Source organism: Pseudomonas tructae (assembly GCF_004214895.1).
In the GTDB taxonomy this organism is placed as follows: Bacteria; Pseudomonadota; Gammaproteobacteria; order Pseudomonadales; family Pseudomonadaceae; genus Aquipseudomonas; species Aquipseudomonas tructae.
Window position 1 is genome coordinate 74580 of record NZ_CP035952.1, and the last position, 13844, is coordinate 88423.

Annotated in this window: 11 protein-coding genes; 2 read left to right on the top strand and 9 right to left on the bottom strand. The window is 63.4% G+C overall.

Annotated elements, in window-relative coordinates; genetic code table 11:
* Positions 1-15 precede the first annotated feature (15 nt).
* On the top strand, positions 16-1683 hold the full coding sequence (locus EXN22_RS00355) for a GspE/PulE family protein (RefSeq protein ID WP_130261940.1): 1668 nt from the start codon (positions 16-18) through the stop codon (positions 1681-1683).
* A gap of 91 nt (positions 1684-1774) precedes the next feature.
* Positions 1775-2089 carry a DUF2388 domain-containing protein gene (locus EXN22_RS00360; protein WP_130261941.1) on the top strand — a complete coding sequence of 105 codons (315 nt, stop codon included), beginning with the start codon at positions 1775-1777 and terminating at the stop codon, positions 2087-2089.
* A gap of 80 nt (positions 2090-2169) precedes the next feature.
* Here the strand turns inward: EXN22_RS00360 and gcvP are convergent, their stop codons facing one another.
* The 9 genes from gcvP to pepP form a co-directional block, all read right to left on the bottom strand.
* Complete coding sequence (gene gcvP, locus EXN22_RS00365) at positions 2170-5043, bottom strand: aminomethyl-transferring glycine dehydrogenase (RefSeq protein WP_130261942.1); 2874 nt, start codon at positions 5041-5043, stop codon at positions 2170-2172.
* Between the two features lie 79 nt (positions 5044-5122).
* Positions 5123-5506, bottom strand: a complete 384-nt coding sequence (gene gcvH / locus EXN22_RS00370; RefSeq protein ID WP_130261943.1) for a glycine cleavage system protein GcvH — start codon at positions 5504-5506, stop codon at positions 5123-5125.
* Between the two features lie 48 nt (positions 5507-5554).
* Positions 5555-6637 carry a glycine cleavage system aminomethyltransferase GcvT gene (gene gcvT, locus EXN22_RS00375; protein WP_130261944.1) on the bottom strand — a complete coding sequence of 361 codons (1083 nt, stop codon included), beginning with the start codon at positions 6635-6637 and terminating at the stop codon, positions 5555-5557.
* Positions 6638-6758: 121 nt separating this feature from the next.
* Positions 6759-8381, bottom strand: coding sequence for an ABC transporter permease (locus tag EXN22_RS00380; protein WP_130261945.1), 1623 nt, complete (start codon positions 8379-8381; stop codon positions 6759-6761).
* 113 nt (positions 8382-8494) lie between these two features.
* On the bottom strand, positions 8495-9496 hold the full coding sequence (locus EXN22_RS00385; RefSeq protein ID WP_130261946.1) for an extracellular solute-binding protein: 1002 nt from the start codon (positions 9494-9496) through the stop codon (positions 8495-8497).
* 102 nt (positions 9497-9598) lie between these two features.
* Positions 9599-10816, bottom strand: coding sequence for a 2-octaprenyl-3-methyl-6-methoxy-1,4-benzoquinol hydroxylase (locus EXN22_RS00390; protein WP_165392265.1), 1218 nt, complete (start codon positions 10814-10816; stop codon positions 9599-9601).
* Between the two features lie 9 nt (positions 10817-10825).
* Positions 10826-11308 carry a DUF4442 domain-containing protein gene (locus EXN22_RS00395; protein WP_130261948.1) on the bottom strand — a complete coding sequence of 161 codons (483 nt, stop codon included), beginning with the start codon at positions 11306-11308 and terminating at the stop codon, positions 10826-10828.
* A gap of 2 nt (positions 11309-11310) precedes the next feature.
* On the bottom strand, positions 11311-12504 hold the full coding sequence (ubiH, locus tag EXN22_RS00400) for a 2-octaprenyl-6-methoxyphenyl hydroxylase (protein WP_130261949.1): 1194 nt from the start codon (positions 12502-12504) through the stop codon (positions 11311-11313).
* Complete coding sequence (pepP, locus tag EXN22_RS00405) at positions 12501-13835, bottom strand: Xaa-Pro aminopeptidase (RefSeq protein ID WP_130261950.1); 1335 nt, start codon at positions 13833-13835, stop codon at positions 12501-12503. The genes ubiH and pepP overlap by 4 nt, the downstream gene beginning before the upstream one ends.
* Positions 13836-13844 lie beyond the last annotated feature (9 nt).

Consider the following 13844-nt stretch of genomic DNA (forward strand, 5'->3'; position numbering starts at 1 on the left):
AGGAAGCCTGCACTCATGCACACCCCCGGCGAAGATCGCTGGCTTGACCTCGACACCCTGCTTGGTGAACTGGTAGCCGATCAACTCATCAGTCCGATTGATCGCGCCAGCTTCCCGCCCGTGCAGAGCGACCAGCATCCACTGGAATGGATTGCCAGCCAGCAGCTAGCTGAGCGTCTCGACCTGAACTCCCTGTGCCAATGGCTGGCCAGGCGCTCGGGCCAGCCCTACCTGCATATCGACCCCCTGGAAACCGACCTTGCCCGGCTCACCGGTCTGATGTCCGCAGGTTTCGCCCGGTGCCACGGCATTCTTGCGGTGGCTGCCGATGCCCACAGCGTCACCGTAGCCAGCGCACAACCCTATGTATGCGCCTGGGAAGCGGACCTGGCCCAAGTGCTGCAGCGGCCGATCAAACGCGTGCTGGCAAGCCCGGTACAGATCCGCCAGCTCAGCCAGGCGTTCTTCCAGGTCGCACAATCGGTCAGCGGCGCCAGCCTGCAACAGTTAACGCCAACGGCTGCGAACAATCTCGAACAGTTGCTTGAACTTGGCGCTCGCGGCTCTGAAGCACAAGCCAACGACGCGCATATCGTCAGTATCGTCGACTGGCTGTTGCAGTACGCCTTCGAGCAGCGCGCCAGCGATATCCACCTTGAACCCCGGCGCGATCAGGGTCAGCTGCGCTTTCGCATCGATGGCGTACTGCATCCGGTCTACCAGTTCCCGGCACCCGTGACGTTGGCGGTGGTCAGCCGCCTGAAAAGCCTGGGGCGCATGAATGTCGCTGAAAAGCGCCGCCCTCAGGACGGGCGGATCAAGACCCGCTTACCGGGCGGAGCAGAGGTCGAGCTGCGGTTGTCGACCCTGCCCACCACCTTCGGCGAGAAGCTGGTGCTGCGTGTCTTCGACCCACAGTTGCTGCAACAGGACTTCGCTCAACTGGGCCTCGATGGCGACGACCTCACGCGTTGGTTAGCCATGCTTGACCATCGCCACGGCATCATCCTGGTCACCGGCCCCACCGGCTCGGGCAAGACCAGCACCCTCTATGCCAGCCTCAAGCACCTGGCCACCGCGCAAATCAACCTGTGTACCGTCGAAGATCCGATCGAGATGGTTGAGCCGGGCTTCAACCAATTGCAGGTGCAACCAGCCATCGACCTGGACTTTGCCGCCGGCACCCGCGCCCTCCTGCGCCAGGACCCGGATGTGATCATGATCGGCGAGATACGCGACCTGGAAACCGCTCAAGTAGCGATCCAGGCCGCCCTTACCGGGCACCTGGTGCTCTCGACTTTGCACACCAACGATGCCTGCGGCGCCGTGACCCGCTTGCTGGAGCTGGGCATCGCACCCTACCTGCTCAAGGCCAGCTTGATCGGGGTCATGGCCCAGCGCCTGGTGCGCACCCTGTGCAAGCACTGCAAGGGGTCGCAGCCGAGTGATCAGCCGGCAGGGTGCCGAGAATGCCGGCAGACCGGGTATCACGGCCGTAGTGCCCTCTTCGAGTTGCTGAGTGTGGGTGATGCGTTCAGGTCGCGCATCGAACATGACACTGACCTGCCGAGCCTGCGCCAGCTGGCACTCGATGAAGGGATGAAGAGCCTCAAGCAAAGTGGCCTGGATAAAGTCGAAACAGGACAGACGAGCATGGCGGAAGTGCTTCGTGTCACGGCCTGAAACGCTCGCCAAACCTTTTACCAGGCCAGGGAACTAGAATCGCGTAAACCCGATCAAAGCCCCCAGTTCACCTACGTTGGAGTCACCCCGAATGCGCTTCAAACTTGCAGCCGCAACCCTTGCCCTGCTCTCCCTGCCGGTTGGATCTGCCATGGCCGATACCTTCTGGCGCAACGTCATCTCGTCCGGCGCCACCACCGCGTCCTCTTACCTGACCTCCAAGGATCACAAACTGGTCGTGGCTGCCCAGGATGATGCCGGCAGCTTTGTCGCCAGTGAAGGCGCGATTCGCGGCCCGTACCTGGAAGCGGCAATGCACAAAGTCCGCGCCGACAACCCGGGTTTGAACGTCAGCGATATGGAACTGGCCAATGCAATCCTGGCCAAGAATGCGGTAGCTGAGTAACAAACCTCAAAAGCATCGCGGGTCAAGCCCGCTCCTACAAACCTGTAGGAGCGGGCTTGACCCGCGATGTGCCATACCGCTTAACGATAGTCATCCACCGGTACACAGGCACAAAACAGATTCCTGTCCCCATACACATTGTCGACCCGGTTCACCGCCGGCCAGTACTTGTGCATCCGCGCATGAGCACTGGGCGCCACGCCCTGGGCAATGCTGTAAGGTCGCTCCCACACTCCGAGCACATCCTCGAGCGTATGCGGCGCACGCTTGAGCGGGTTGTCCTCCGCCGGCCAGTTACCCTCCTCAACCTCGCGGATCTCGGCGCGAATGCTCAGCATCGCCTCGACAAAACGATCCAGCTCGGCCTTCGACTCACTCTCGGTCGGCTCGACCATCAAGGTCCCCGGCACCGGGAAGGACATGGTCGGTGCGTGGAAACCGTAATCCATCAAGCGCTTGGCCACATCCTCCTCGCTGATCCCGGTCAGGGCTTTCAGTGGCCGCAGATCGAGGATGCACTCATGGGCCACCCGTTCATTGCGGCCCCGGTAGAGCACCGGGAAAGCACCCGCCAACTGTTCGGCCAGGTAGTTGGCCGAGAGAATCGCCACCTCACTGGCATCGGCCAATTGCGGGCCCATCATGGCGATGTACATCCAACTGATCGGCAAGATGCTCGCACTGCCCCAGGGTGCGGCGCTGACGGCGGTGTTCTGCGGGTCGGGCCCGGGTAACGGTACCACCGGATGACTGGCGACAAAGGGCGCCAGGTGCGCACGAACACCAATCGGCCCCATGCCCGGGCCACCACCACCGTGGGGGATGCAAAAAGTCTTGTGCAGGTTCATGTGCGAGACATCGGCGCCAATATCCGCCGGCCGCGCCAGACCGACCTGGGCGTTGAGGTTGGCACCGTCCATGTACACCTGGCCACCGTGCTTGTGGATAACTTCACACATCTCACTGATGCCCTCCTCGTACACACCGTGGGTCGAGGGGTAGGTGGCCATCAGGCACGACAGCTGTTCGCCGGCCGCCTGTGCCTTGGCCTTGAGGTCGGCCAGATCGACGTTACCAGCCTGGTCGCACTCGACGATCACCACGCGCATCCCGGCCATCTGCGCCGAGGCCGGGTTGGTGCCATGGGCCGAGGCCGGGATCAGGCAGATATCGCGCTGGGGCTGGTGGCGGCTGCGGTGGTACTTGGCGATCGCCATCAGACCGGCGTACTCGCCCTGGGCACCGGAGTTGGGCTGCATGCAGATGGCATCGAAGCCGGTGATTGCACACAACCAGCTTTCCAGCTCGTCGATCATCGCCTTGTAACCCTGCACCTGGGCTGCCGGTGCAAAGGGATGCAACAGGGCAAAGCCCGGCCAGGTAATCGGGATCATCTCGCTGCTGGCATTGAGCTTCATGGTGCACGAACCCAGCGGGATCATTGACTGGTTCAGCGCCAGGTCCTTGTTCTCCAGCTGCTTGAGGTAGCGCAGCATCTCGGTTTCGCTGTGGTGCAGGTTGAACACCGGATGGCTGAGGAACGCCGAGCGCCGCACCAGCGCCGGTGGAATGCCTTCGGGCTGCGCCAGGGCATCGAGGGTGGCGATATCCAGCCCGTGGTCGGCCCCCAGAAAGATATCGAACAGGCGCATGACCGTGCCTTCGTCGCAGGTTTCGTCAAGGCTCACGCCCAGTTGCCCGCGGCCAAGTATCCGCAGGTTGACCTGCGCCGCTTCGGCGCTCTGGATGATTGCCGTCTGACTGCCGCCAACTTCCAGGGTCAGGGTGTCGAAGAAGTGTTCATTGAGGCGCTTGATGCCTTTGCTCTCAAGGCCTGCGGCCAGCACAAAGGTCAGCGCATGCACACGCTGGGCAATACGCTGCAAACCTTGCGGACCGTGATACACCGCATAGAACGCGGCGATATTGGCCAGCAGCACCTGGGCCGTGCAGATGTTGGAGTTGGCCTTCTCGCGGCGGATGTGCTGCTCGCGGGTCTGCAGGGCCATGCGTAGCGCAGTATTGCCCCGGGCGTCCTTGGAAACACCAATGATGCGCCCCGGCATGGCCCGTTTGAACTCGTCACGGCAGGCAAAAAACGCCGCATGCGGGCCACCAAAGCCCATGGGTACGCCAAAACGCTGGGACGAGCCCAGCACCACGTCTGCGCCCTGCTCGCCCGGCGGCATCAGCATCACCAGGCTGAGCAGATCAGCCGCGACGCAGGCCAGTGCCTGCTGGGCATGCAGCTGGGTAATCAACGGGCGCAGATCACGCACTTCGCCGTGGGTGTCGGGGTACTGCAGCAAGGCCCCGAATACCTGGTGCTTGGCGAGGTTATCCACAGTGTCGATGATCAGCTCGAAGCCGAAGCCCTCGGCACGTGTCTGCAGCACTGAGAGGGTTTGCGGGTGACAGTGTTCATCGGCGAAGAAGGCATTGCTTTTCGACTTGGCCATGCGTTTGGCCAGAGCCATGGCTTCGGCCGCGGCAGTGGCTTCGTCGAGTAACGAGGCGTTAGCCAGGTCCAGGCCGGTGAGGTCGATGATCATCTGCTGGAAATTGAGCAAGGCTTCCAGGCGGCCCTGGGCGATTTCCGGTTGGTATGGGGTGTAGGCGGTGTACCAGCCCGGGTTTTCCAGGACGTTACGCAAAATGACCGTGGGGGTGACGGTGCCGTGGTAGCCCATGCCGATCAGGCTGGTCCACACCTGGTTCTGCTCGGCATAGCCCTTGAGCCTGGCCAGGGCGGCCTGCTCATCGAGGGCAGAGGGCAATTCCAGCAGCCGGTTCAGGCGAATGCCCGGTGGCACGGTCTGTTCAATCAGCTCGCGGCGGCTGCCAACCCCAAGGGTGGCGAGCATGGCCTGCTGCTCCGAGGTATCGGGCCCCAGGTGGCGACGCAGGAAAGGATTGCGGTCTTGCAGTTGGCTCAGGGACGGCGACTGGGACATAGCGGCTCTCTCTTCCTCGACCAAGCCTCGAGCGCTCGAGGCATATTGAGTCTAGGAAGAGATTGCCGCCTGCGTGAAACTATTCGCCGATGGCGGCTTGGTAGCCGGCGGCGTCGAGCAGTTTGTCCAGCTCGGCCTTGTCGCTTGGCTTGAGCTTGAAGATCCAGCTCTCGTACGGCTCTTCGTTCAGTTGCTCAGGGCTGTCGGCCAGCTCCTCATTGACGGCAATCACTTCACCGCTGACCGGTGCGTAGATATCCGATGCGGCCTTCACCGACTCGACCACACCCGCAGCATCGCCAGCGGCAAAAACCTTGCCGACTTCCGCCAGCTCGACGAACACCACGTCACCCAGGGCTTGCTGAGCGTGGTCGCTGATCCCGACAGTCACAGTGCCATCGGCTTCGAGCCGGGCCCATTCGTGGCTTTCGGCAAAACGCAGGTCGGCGGGGATATTACTCATAATTGTTGTCCTCGATTGGCTCAGCGGTTTGGCCCGCCAGAAATAGGTTCAGATCAGGATCTTGCCATGGCGCACGAAGGTCGGCTTGACCACCCGCACCGGGTACCACTTGCCGCGAATCTCCACCTCGGCACGATCGGCGGTAGCCATCGGCACCCGCGCCAGCGCAATGGATTTGCTCAGCGTAGGAGAGAAACTACCACTGGTGATCTCACCTTCGCCAATCCCGGCGACACGGACCACCTGATGGGCGCGTAAAACCCCGCGTTCTTCGAGCACCAGGCCGACCAGTTTCTGCTCAACACCGTGCTCGATTTCACCCAACAAGCCTTGGCGCCCCATGAAATCGCGCCCTGCCGGCTCCCAGGCGACGCTCCAGCCCAGGTTCGAGGTCAGCGGTGTGTGGTCTTCGTCGATGTCCTGGCCATACAGGTTCATCCCCGCTTCCAGGCGCAAGGTATCACGCGCACCAAGACCGCTGGGTGCAATACCGGCGCCGACCAGGTCGTTGAAGAACGCCGGGGCCTGCATTGCCGGGAAGATGATTTCCAGGCCATCCTCACCGGTGTAACCGGTGCGGGCGATAAACCAGTCACCGTCGGCCAGGCCTTCGAAGGGTTTGAGTTCACGGATCAGCGCGGCGCGTGCGGCGCTCACCAACTCCGCGACCTTTTCTCGCGCATGCGGGCCCTGGATAGCGAGAATGGCCAACTCCGGGCGCTCGTTCAGCTCGACTTCGAAACCGATCATGCGCGCCTGCAACCAGGCCAGGTCCTTGTCGCGGGTCGAAGCGTTGACCACCAGACGGTAACCGTCTTCGCAACGGTAGACGATCATGTCGTCGATCACCCCGCCCTGCTCGTTGAGCATGGTGCTGTACAGAGCCTTGCCGGTGGCATGCAGGCGATCTACATCATTGGCCAGCACCTGCTGCAGCCAGACGCCAGCCTGAGCACCGCGGATATCGATCACGGTCATATGGGATACATCGAAGACCCCGCAGGCCTGGCGCACCTGATGGTGTTCCTCGACCTGCGAGCCATAATGCAGGGGCATATCCCAACCGCCAAAATCGACCATCTTGGCGCCGAGGGCCAAGTGCTGGTCATACAGAGGCGTACGCTGTCCCATGGGTTTCTCCTTCCGGGCGTGGCGAGGCTACGGCGGCTGGCAGCGATGCAGCTACCCGGTCTGTAGGACCGGCCGCAGCGAATGCCGCGCATTGTAGCCGCAAGGACGCAGCCTTACACCCTCAGCGCGTTTGACCCGGGTGCCGGGCCGAACGTCGAATCAGGCCGATGACCGGCAACAGGCCAACCAGCACCAGGGTCAGCGCCGGTAACGAAGCCCGTGCCCACTCACCTTCGCTGGTCATCTCGAACACCCGAACCGCCAGGGTATCCCAGCCGAAGGGGCGCATCAGCAGGGTTGCCGGCATTTCCTTGAGCACGTCGACAAACACCAGCAGCGCCGCACTCAGGGCACCGGGCACCAGCAAGGGTAGATACACCTTGAAAAACAATCTTGGGCCACCGACCCCCAGGCTGCGGGAAGCTTCTGGCAAAGACGGCCGAATCCGCTCCAGGCTGTTTTCCAGCGGGCCGTAGGCTACGGCGATAAAGCGCACCAGGTACGCCAGCAGCAAGGCCGACAGGCTACCGAGCAGCAACGGCTTGCCAGCGCCTCCCAGCCAGTTGGAAAGTGGCACCACCAGTTGGTTATCGAGGTAGCTGAAGGCAAGCATGATCGACACCGCCAGTACCGAGCCGGGCAAGGCATAACCCAGGTTGGCCAGGCCGACGCCTGCGCGAATCCCCGAGGTTGGCGCCTGACGCCGGGCGAACGCCAGCACCAGGGCAACACAGACCGTAATCAGCGCTGCCATGCCGCCCAGGTAGAGGGTATGCAGGATCAACCCGGCGTAGCGCTCATCGAGGTCGAAACGCCCGCGCTGCCAGAACCACGTCACCAGTTGCAGCATCGGCACCACGAAGGCGCAGGCGAACACCAGCACACACCAGCTGCTGGCGGCCAATGCCTTGACGCCACGCAGGTGGTAGAGCGCCTTGCCCCGTGGCCGTTCATTGCTACTGCGCACCGCACCGCGGGCACGCCGCTCGCCGTACAGCACCAACATCACCGCCAGCAACAGCAGGCTGGCCAGCTGCGCAGCGCTGGAAAGGCTGAAGAAGCCATACCAGGTCTTGTAGATGGCCGTGGTGAAGGTGTCGAAGTTGAACACCGAGACTGCGCCAAAATCCGCCAGGGTCTCCATCAACGCCAGCGCCACACCCGCACCGATGGCCGGCCGTGCCATGGGCATGGCGACCCGCCAGAATGCCTGCAAGGGTGATAGCCCGAGCACCCGTGCAGCCTCCATCAGGCCTTTGCCCTGGGCCAGAAAGGCATTACGCGCCAACAGGTAGACGTACGGGTAGAACACCAGCACCAGCACGGTGATCACCCCACCGGTGGAACGCACCCGTGGCAAACGCATAGGCCCGAACCACTCGCGCAGCAAGGTTTGCACTGGCCCGGCGAAATCCAGCAGACCGACGAAGACGAACGCCAATACATAGGCCGGAATCGCGAAGGGCAGCATCAATGCCCAGTCGAGCCAGCGTCGCCCGGGGAATTCGCACAAGCTGGTGAGCCAGGCCAGGCTCACCCCCAGCACCGTCACTCCGACACCGACACCGAGGATCAGCGTCAGGGTGTTGCCCAGCAAGCGGCTCATCTGGGTGTCGAGCAGGTGCGACCAGATCTGCATGTCGACCGCCTGCCAGGACAGCAGCAGCACGCTCAGCGGCAGCAGTACCAGGGCGGCGATGCTGAAGACCAGGGGGTACCAGCGGCGTTGGGCGGGGTGGGCCAAGGGGATGGTTCTCTAGCGGATTCAAAGACGAATCGCGGGGCAAGCCCGCTCCCACAGGTTTGTGGGAGCGGGCTTGCCCCGCGATAGGGCCTCGGAAGGATAAAGCCTGAAGCTTAGTTCCAGCCAGCCCGATCCATCAGGCGAATGGCTTCGGCCTGGCGTTTGCCGGCCACTTCCACAGGAATGCTATCGGCTTTGAAGGTGCCCCAGGCGGCCACTTCTTCCGAAGGTTTCACAGCCGGGTTGGCCGGGAATTCCTGGTTCACGCCGGCGAAGATCTTCTGCGCCTCGGCGCCGGTCATCCATTCAACCAGCTTCTTCGCCGCCTCAGGATGCGGCGCATACTTGGTCAGGCCGATACCCGAAAGGTTGACGTGCACGCCACGGTCAGCCTGGTTGGGCCAGAACAGTTTGACCGCCAGCTTGGGGTTTTCCTTGTGCAGGCGACCGTAGTAGTAGGTGTTGACGATACCGACGTCGCACTGGCCGGCGTTGATCGCCTGCAGCAGCGCCGTGTCATCGGAGAACACGTCGGTGGACAGGTTGTTGACCCAGCCCTTGATGATCTCTTCGGTTTTCTTCTCGCCATGGGTTTCGATCAGGGTGGCGGTCAGTGACTGGTTGTAGACCTTCTTCGCGGTGCGCAGGCACAGGCGACCTTCCCAATTTTTGTCAGCCAGGGCTTCGTAGGTGGTCAGCTCTTCGGGTTTGACCCGCTCGGTGGAGTAGGCGATGGTCCGCGCGCGCAGGCTCAGGCCGGTCCAGTCGTGGGACGAGGCGCGGTATTGGGCCGGGATGTTCTTGTCGATGACGTCCGACTTGATCGGCTGCAGGATGCCCATCTGCTCGGCCTGCCAGAGGTTACCGGCGTCGACGGTGAGCAGCAGGTCGGCGGTGGCGTTCTCGCCCTCGGCCTTGATCCGCTGCATCAGCGGCGCTTCCTTGTCGGTGATGAACTTGATCTTCACCCCGGTCTCTTTGGTGTAGGCGTCGAATACCGGCTTGATCAGCTCGTCGATCCGCGAGGAATACACCACCACCTCGTCCGCCGCCTGGGCGGCTGTGCCGAACAGGGTCAGAGCCAGAGCGGCCAGTACGTGCTTGCGTGGCAACATGGTGCGGTCCTCGGAAGTCATGAGAGGCGCAAATGGTAGTTAATCCCATTTGGCTTCTCAACCGAACTGACAAAGGAGGAGTTACCAGATGTTGCGGGGGCCTCAGGCCCGCGCCAGTTCCGGCAGGTCACCGCTCAAGCCCAAGGCTTGGCGCACGAACAGCGCCTTGGCTTCGGGCAGTTGCTCGACCCATTTCAGGCCACTGTTACGCAACCAGCGCAGCGGCAGGGGATCGGCCTGGAACAGCCGCTCGAAACCTTCCATCGCCGCCATCAAGGCCAGGTTGTGCGGCATGCGCCGGCGTTCGAAACGGCTCAGCACGCGAACATCGGCCAGGCGCTCGCCTCGCTCGTAGGCATGCTGCAGCTCTTCGGCCAGCACCGCGGCATCGAGAAAACCGAGGTTGACACCCTGCCCGGCCAACGGGTGAATGGTGTGCGCGGCATCGCCGATCAGCGCCAGGCCTTCGGCCACGTAGCGTTTGGCGTGACGCTGGCGCAATGGCACACAGACCCGCGGATCGGCCTGCAGCACGCCGCCCAGACGCCCTTCGAAGGCGCGTTCGAGCTCGACGCAGAACGCTTCGTCGCTCAAGGCCATCAAGTGCTCCGCCTGCTCCGGCGTGGTCGACCAGACGATCGAGCACCAGTCCTGTTGGCCGTCGCGCAGCAGGGGCAGGAACGCCAGCGGCCCCTCATCGGTAAAACGCTGCCAGGCCGTGGTCTGATGCGGCTGGGCACAACGCACGCTGGTGACGATGGCGTGGTGCAGGTAATCCCACTCACGGGTCTCACAGCCGGTCAGGCGGCGCACCGCCGAGTTGGCGCCATCAGCGGCAATCACCAACGGTGCACGCAGGGTGCGACCGTCAGACAGGGTCAGCAGCCAGTCATCGCCAGAGCGGCGCATCTGCTCCAGGCGGGCATTGGCCAGCAGGCCGACTTCGCTGTCGTGCAGACGCTCCAGCAGGCCATCCTGTACCACCCGGTTTTCGACGATATGGCCCAGCACCTCGGCATGCACACTGGCCGCCGAGAAGTGGATCTGGCCGGTACCGCTGCCATCCCACACGCGCATGTCCGAGTACGGGCTCAGGCGCCGCTCGCTGATACCCTGCCAGGCGCCCAGGCGCTCGAGGATGCGCTGGCTGGCCGCCGACAAGGCGCTGACCCGCGGCTCGAACGCCGACTGCTGGTCGAACGGCTTGATCGACAGCGGGCTGCCGTCGAGCAAGAGAATTTCCAGGCCGCTGTGCTGCAACGCCAGGGCCAGGGCGCTGCCGACCATACCGGCACCGACAATCAACAGATCTGCGCGCATTTCCATGCCTTAAGCCTGTCTCGCTTGCGGCTTGAGCCGCACGTAAAGGGTTTTGTCGACCCGCGCCACCAGTTCACCGGCAGCGTCACGGACATCGACCTGAAGTCGTGGCAGGTACTTTTTACCGCCAGCGGTGTGCTGGCGAATATCGTCGAGCAGGGCATCGTCAATGCGCAGGTCGGCGAACACCGGCCCCTTGCCCGGCGACACGAAGTCGATAGCGGCAGCTTTGTCCCAGACGATGTACTCACGCCCAAGCAGTTCCATCAGCATCAGCATGTAGAACGGGTCGACCATCGAGTACAGGCTGCCGCCGAACTGGGTACCGACATAGTTGCGGTTGAACCAGCGCAGGCCCATGCGCACGCGGATATGGCGCAGGTCGGGGCTGACGCTGAGCACACGAATGCCCGCGCCCAGGTACGGCGGGTAAATGTTCAGCAGCCAGCGCAGCCTGCGCGCGCGCCGGGCCAGTTTGTGCGGGTCGCTCATGCTCAGCTCCGTGGGTCCGGGCGAGTTCCCAGACCCATGGCCTGGCGGGCGAACCAGCGCTTGGCCGGGGGCAGCAAGTCAAGGCCGAGCAGACCCAGGTTGCGGCCGGTGGCCACCAACGGCTGAGCACTGCCGAACAAGCGGGTAACGCGATCGGAGAAGCCCACGGTCAGGTCCTGATCCAGACGCTGGCGTTCGCGGTAGGCCTGCAGGATGGCGAAGTCCCCCGGCAAACCGGGGTTGGCCAGCAGGCCGTCGGCCAGTGATTGCACATCGCGCAGCGACAGGTTGAAGCCTTGCCCGGCAATGGGGTGCAGGCTGTGCGCGGCGTTCCCGAGCACGACCAGATGCGGACGCACCTGTTCCTGGGCCTCGATCAGCGTCAGCGGATACAGGTGCCGGGCGCCGACCTGGCGCAGGGCACCCAGGCGGTAGCCAAACATGTCCTGCAACTCGCTAAGGAAGCTGCGCTCGTCCAGCTCAGCCAGGCGCTTGGCATCCATCCCGGCGCGGGTCCAGACCAGCGCGCAGCGGTTTTCCGGCAACGGCAGCAAAGCCATCGGCCCTTCATCGGTGAAACGCTCGAACGCCAGGCCGCAATGGGCTTCGCTCGGGGTGATGTTGGCGATCAGGGCGCTCTGGTTGTACGGCCGCTGACTGACATGAATGCCCAGTTGCTCGCGCAGGCCGGAACGGCCGCCATCGGCCAGCACCGCCAGGTCGCACTCAAGCGTGGTGTCATCGTTGAGCGACAACCGATAGCCGTCTTCGAGCGCCTGCATGGCAGTGACTTCCGCCGGGCAACGCCAGCTCACCACCTCGGCGTCCAGGCCCTTCCACAGGCACTGACCGAGCCAGGCGTTCTCGACTACATAACCCAGCGCCGGCACGCCTTCTTCCAGTGCATCCAGGCGCGTGGCGCCAAAACGACCACGGTCGGAAACCTGGATCTGGCGGATCGGCTCGGCGCGGCGGCTGATCTGTTGCCACAGGCCCAGGCGCTCGTAGATTTGCCGGGTGCCGTAGGACAACGCCGAAGAACGGGCGTCATAGCTCGGCTGGAAACTGTCGCCGGGGGCGAAGGGCTCGATCAGCAGGATCTTCCAGCCACGCGCCTTTGCCCCGGCCTGCAGGGCCAATGCCAGGCTGGCACCGACCAGGCCGCCACCGATGATTGCGAGGTTGACCCGGTTCATGCCGCGTCACTGCGCGCGGCAGCCATCACGGCTTCGATTTCAGCGACCGTCTTGGGTACGCCGGAGGTCAGGATTTCACAGCCCTGCTTGGTTACCACTACGTCGTCCTCGATTCGCACACCGATGCCGCGCCATTTTTTCGCGACACTCGGGTTATCGGCACCAATGTAGATGCCAGGTTCCACGGTCAGGGCCATGCCCGGTTCGAGCACTCGCCACTGGCCGCCGACCTTGTACTCGCCAACATCGTGCACATCCATGCCCAGCCAGTGCCCGGCGCGGTGCATGTAGAAGGCCCGATAGGCTTCGCTTTCAATCAGGTCCTGCACCTGGCCCTTGAGCAAGCCCAGTGCCACCAGGCCTTCGGTGATCACTTGCACCGTGGCCTCGTGGGCGTGGTTCCAGTGCTTGCCTGGGGCAATGACGGCAAAGGCCGCTTCCTGCGCCTTGAGCACCAGCTCATAGATGGCCTTCTGCTCTGGCGAAAAACGCCCGCTAACCGGAAAGGTACGGGTGATGTCACTGGCATAGCAGTCGATCTCGCAACCGGCATCGATCAACACCAGGTCACCGTCCTTGAGCAGCGCGTCGTTCTCCTGGTAATGCAGGATGGAGCTGTTGCGTCCGGCAGCGACGATCGAGCCATAGGCCGGCATCTTCGCCCCGCCCTTGCGAAACTCGTAATCCAGCTCGGCTTCCAGGCTGTACTCGCGCAGACCGGCGCGGCAGGCCTGCATCGCTCGCACATGGGCACGGGCGGAAATCACCGCGGCCTCACGCATCACTTTCACTTCCGCCGCCGATTTATACAGGCGCATGTCGTGCAGCAGATGATCCAGGGCAACGAATTCGTTCGGCGGCTGGGCGCCAAGGCGCGCCTTGGAGCGGATCACATTGATCCATTCCATCAGGTGACGGTCGAACTCCGGGTTGCTGCCCATGGCCGAATACACCCGGTCGCGGCCCTCGATCAGGCCGGGGAGGATGTCGTCGATATCGGTGATGGGGAAGGCGTCATCCGCACCAAAGTCGCGAATCGCCCCTTCCTGGCCGGCGCGTAGGCCATCCCAGAGCTCGCGCTCGGGGTTGCGCTCGCGGCAGAACAGCACGTACTCGCCGTGCTCGCGACCAGGAATCAGGGCGATCACCGCCTCGGGCTCGGGGAAGCCGCTGAGGTACTGGAAGTCGCTGTCCTGGCGGTACACGTGCTCGACGTCGCGGTTGCGGATGGCAACCGCGGCGGCGGGCAGGATGGCGATGCTGTTGGGTTCCATCTGCGCCATCAGCGCCTTGCGTCGACGGGCGTATTCCGACTTGGGGATGTGGCTCATGGGCAGTGG

Bases quoted from the DNA above. Each gene is read 5' to 3' on its own strand.
- gcvH (WP_130261943.1), bottom strand. From the start codon at position 5,506: ATGAGTAATATCCCCGCCGACCTGCGTTTTGCCGAAAGCCACGAATGG.
- ubiH (WP_130261949.1), bottom strand. From the start codon at position 12,504: ATGAACCGGGTCAACCTCGCAATCATCGGTGGCGGCCTGGTCGGTGCC.
- gcvT (WP_130261944.1), bottom strand. From the start codon at position 6,637: ATGGGACAGCGTACGCCTCTGTATGACCAGCACTTGGCCCTCGGCGCC.
- pepP (WP_130261950.1), bottom strand. From the start codon at position 13,835: ATGAGCCACATCCCCAAGTCGGAATACGCCCGTCGACGCAAGGCGCTG.
- EXN22_RS00355 (WP_130261940.1), top strand. From the start codon at position 16: ATGCACACCCCCGGCGAAGATCGCTGGCTTGACCTCGACACCCTGCTT.
- EXN22_RS00395 (WP_130261948.1), bottom strand. From the start codon at position 11,308: ATGAGCGACCCGCACAAACTGGCCCGGCGCGCGCGCAGGCTGCGCTGG.
- EXN22_RS00360 (WP_130261941.1), top strand. From the start codon at position 1,775: ATGCGCTTCAAACTTGCAGCCGCAACCCTTGCCCTGCTCTCCCTGCCG.
- EXN22_RS00390 (WP_165392265.1), bottom strand. From the start codon at position 10,816: ATGCGCGCAGATCTGTTGATTGTCGGTGCCGGTATGGTCGGCAGCGCC.
- gcvP (WP_130261942.1), bottom strand. From the start codon at position 5,043: ATGTCCCAGTCGCCGTCCCTGAGCCAACTGCAAGACCGCAATCCTTTC.
- EXN22_RS00385 (WP_130261946.1), bottom strand. From the start codon at position 9,496: ATGTTGCCACGCAAGCACGTACTGGCCGCTCTGGCTCTGACCCTGTTC.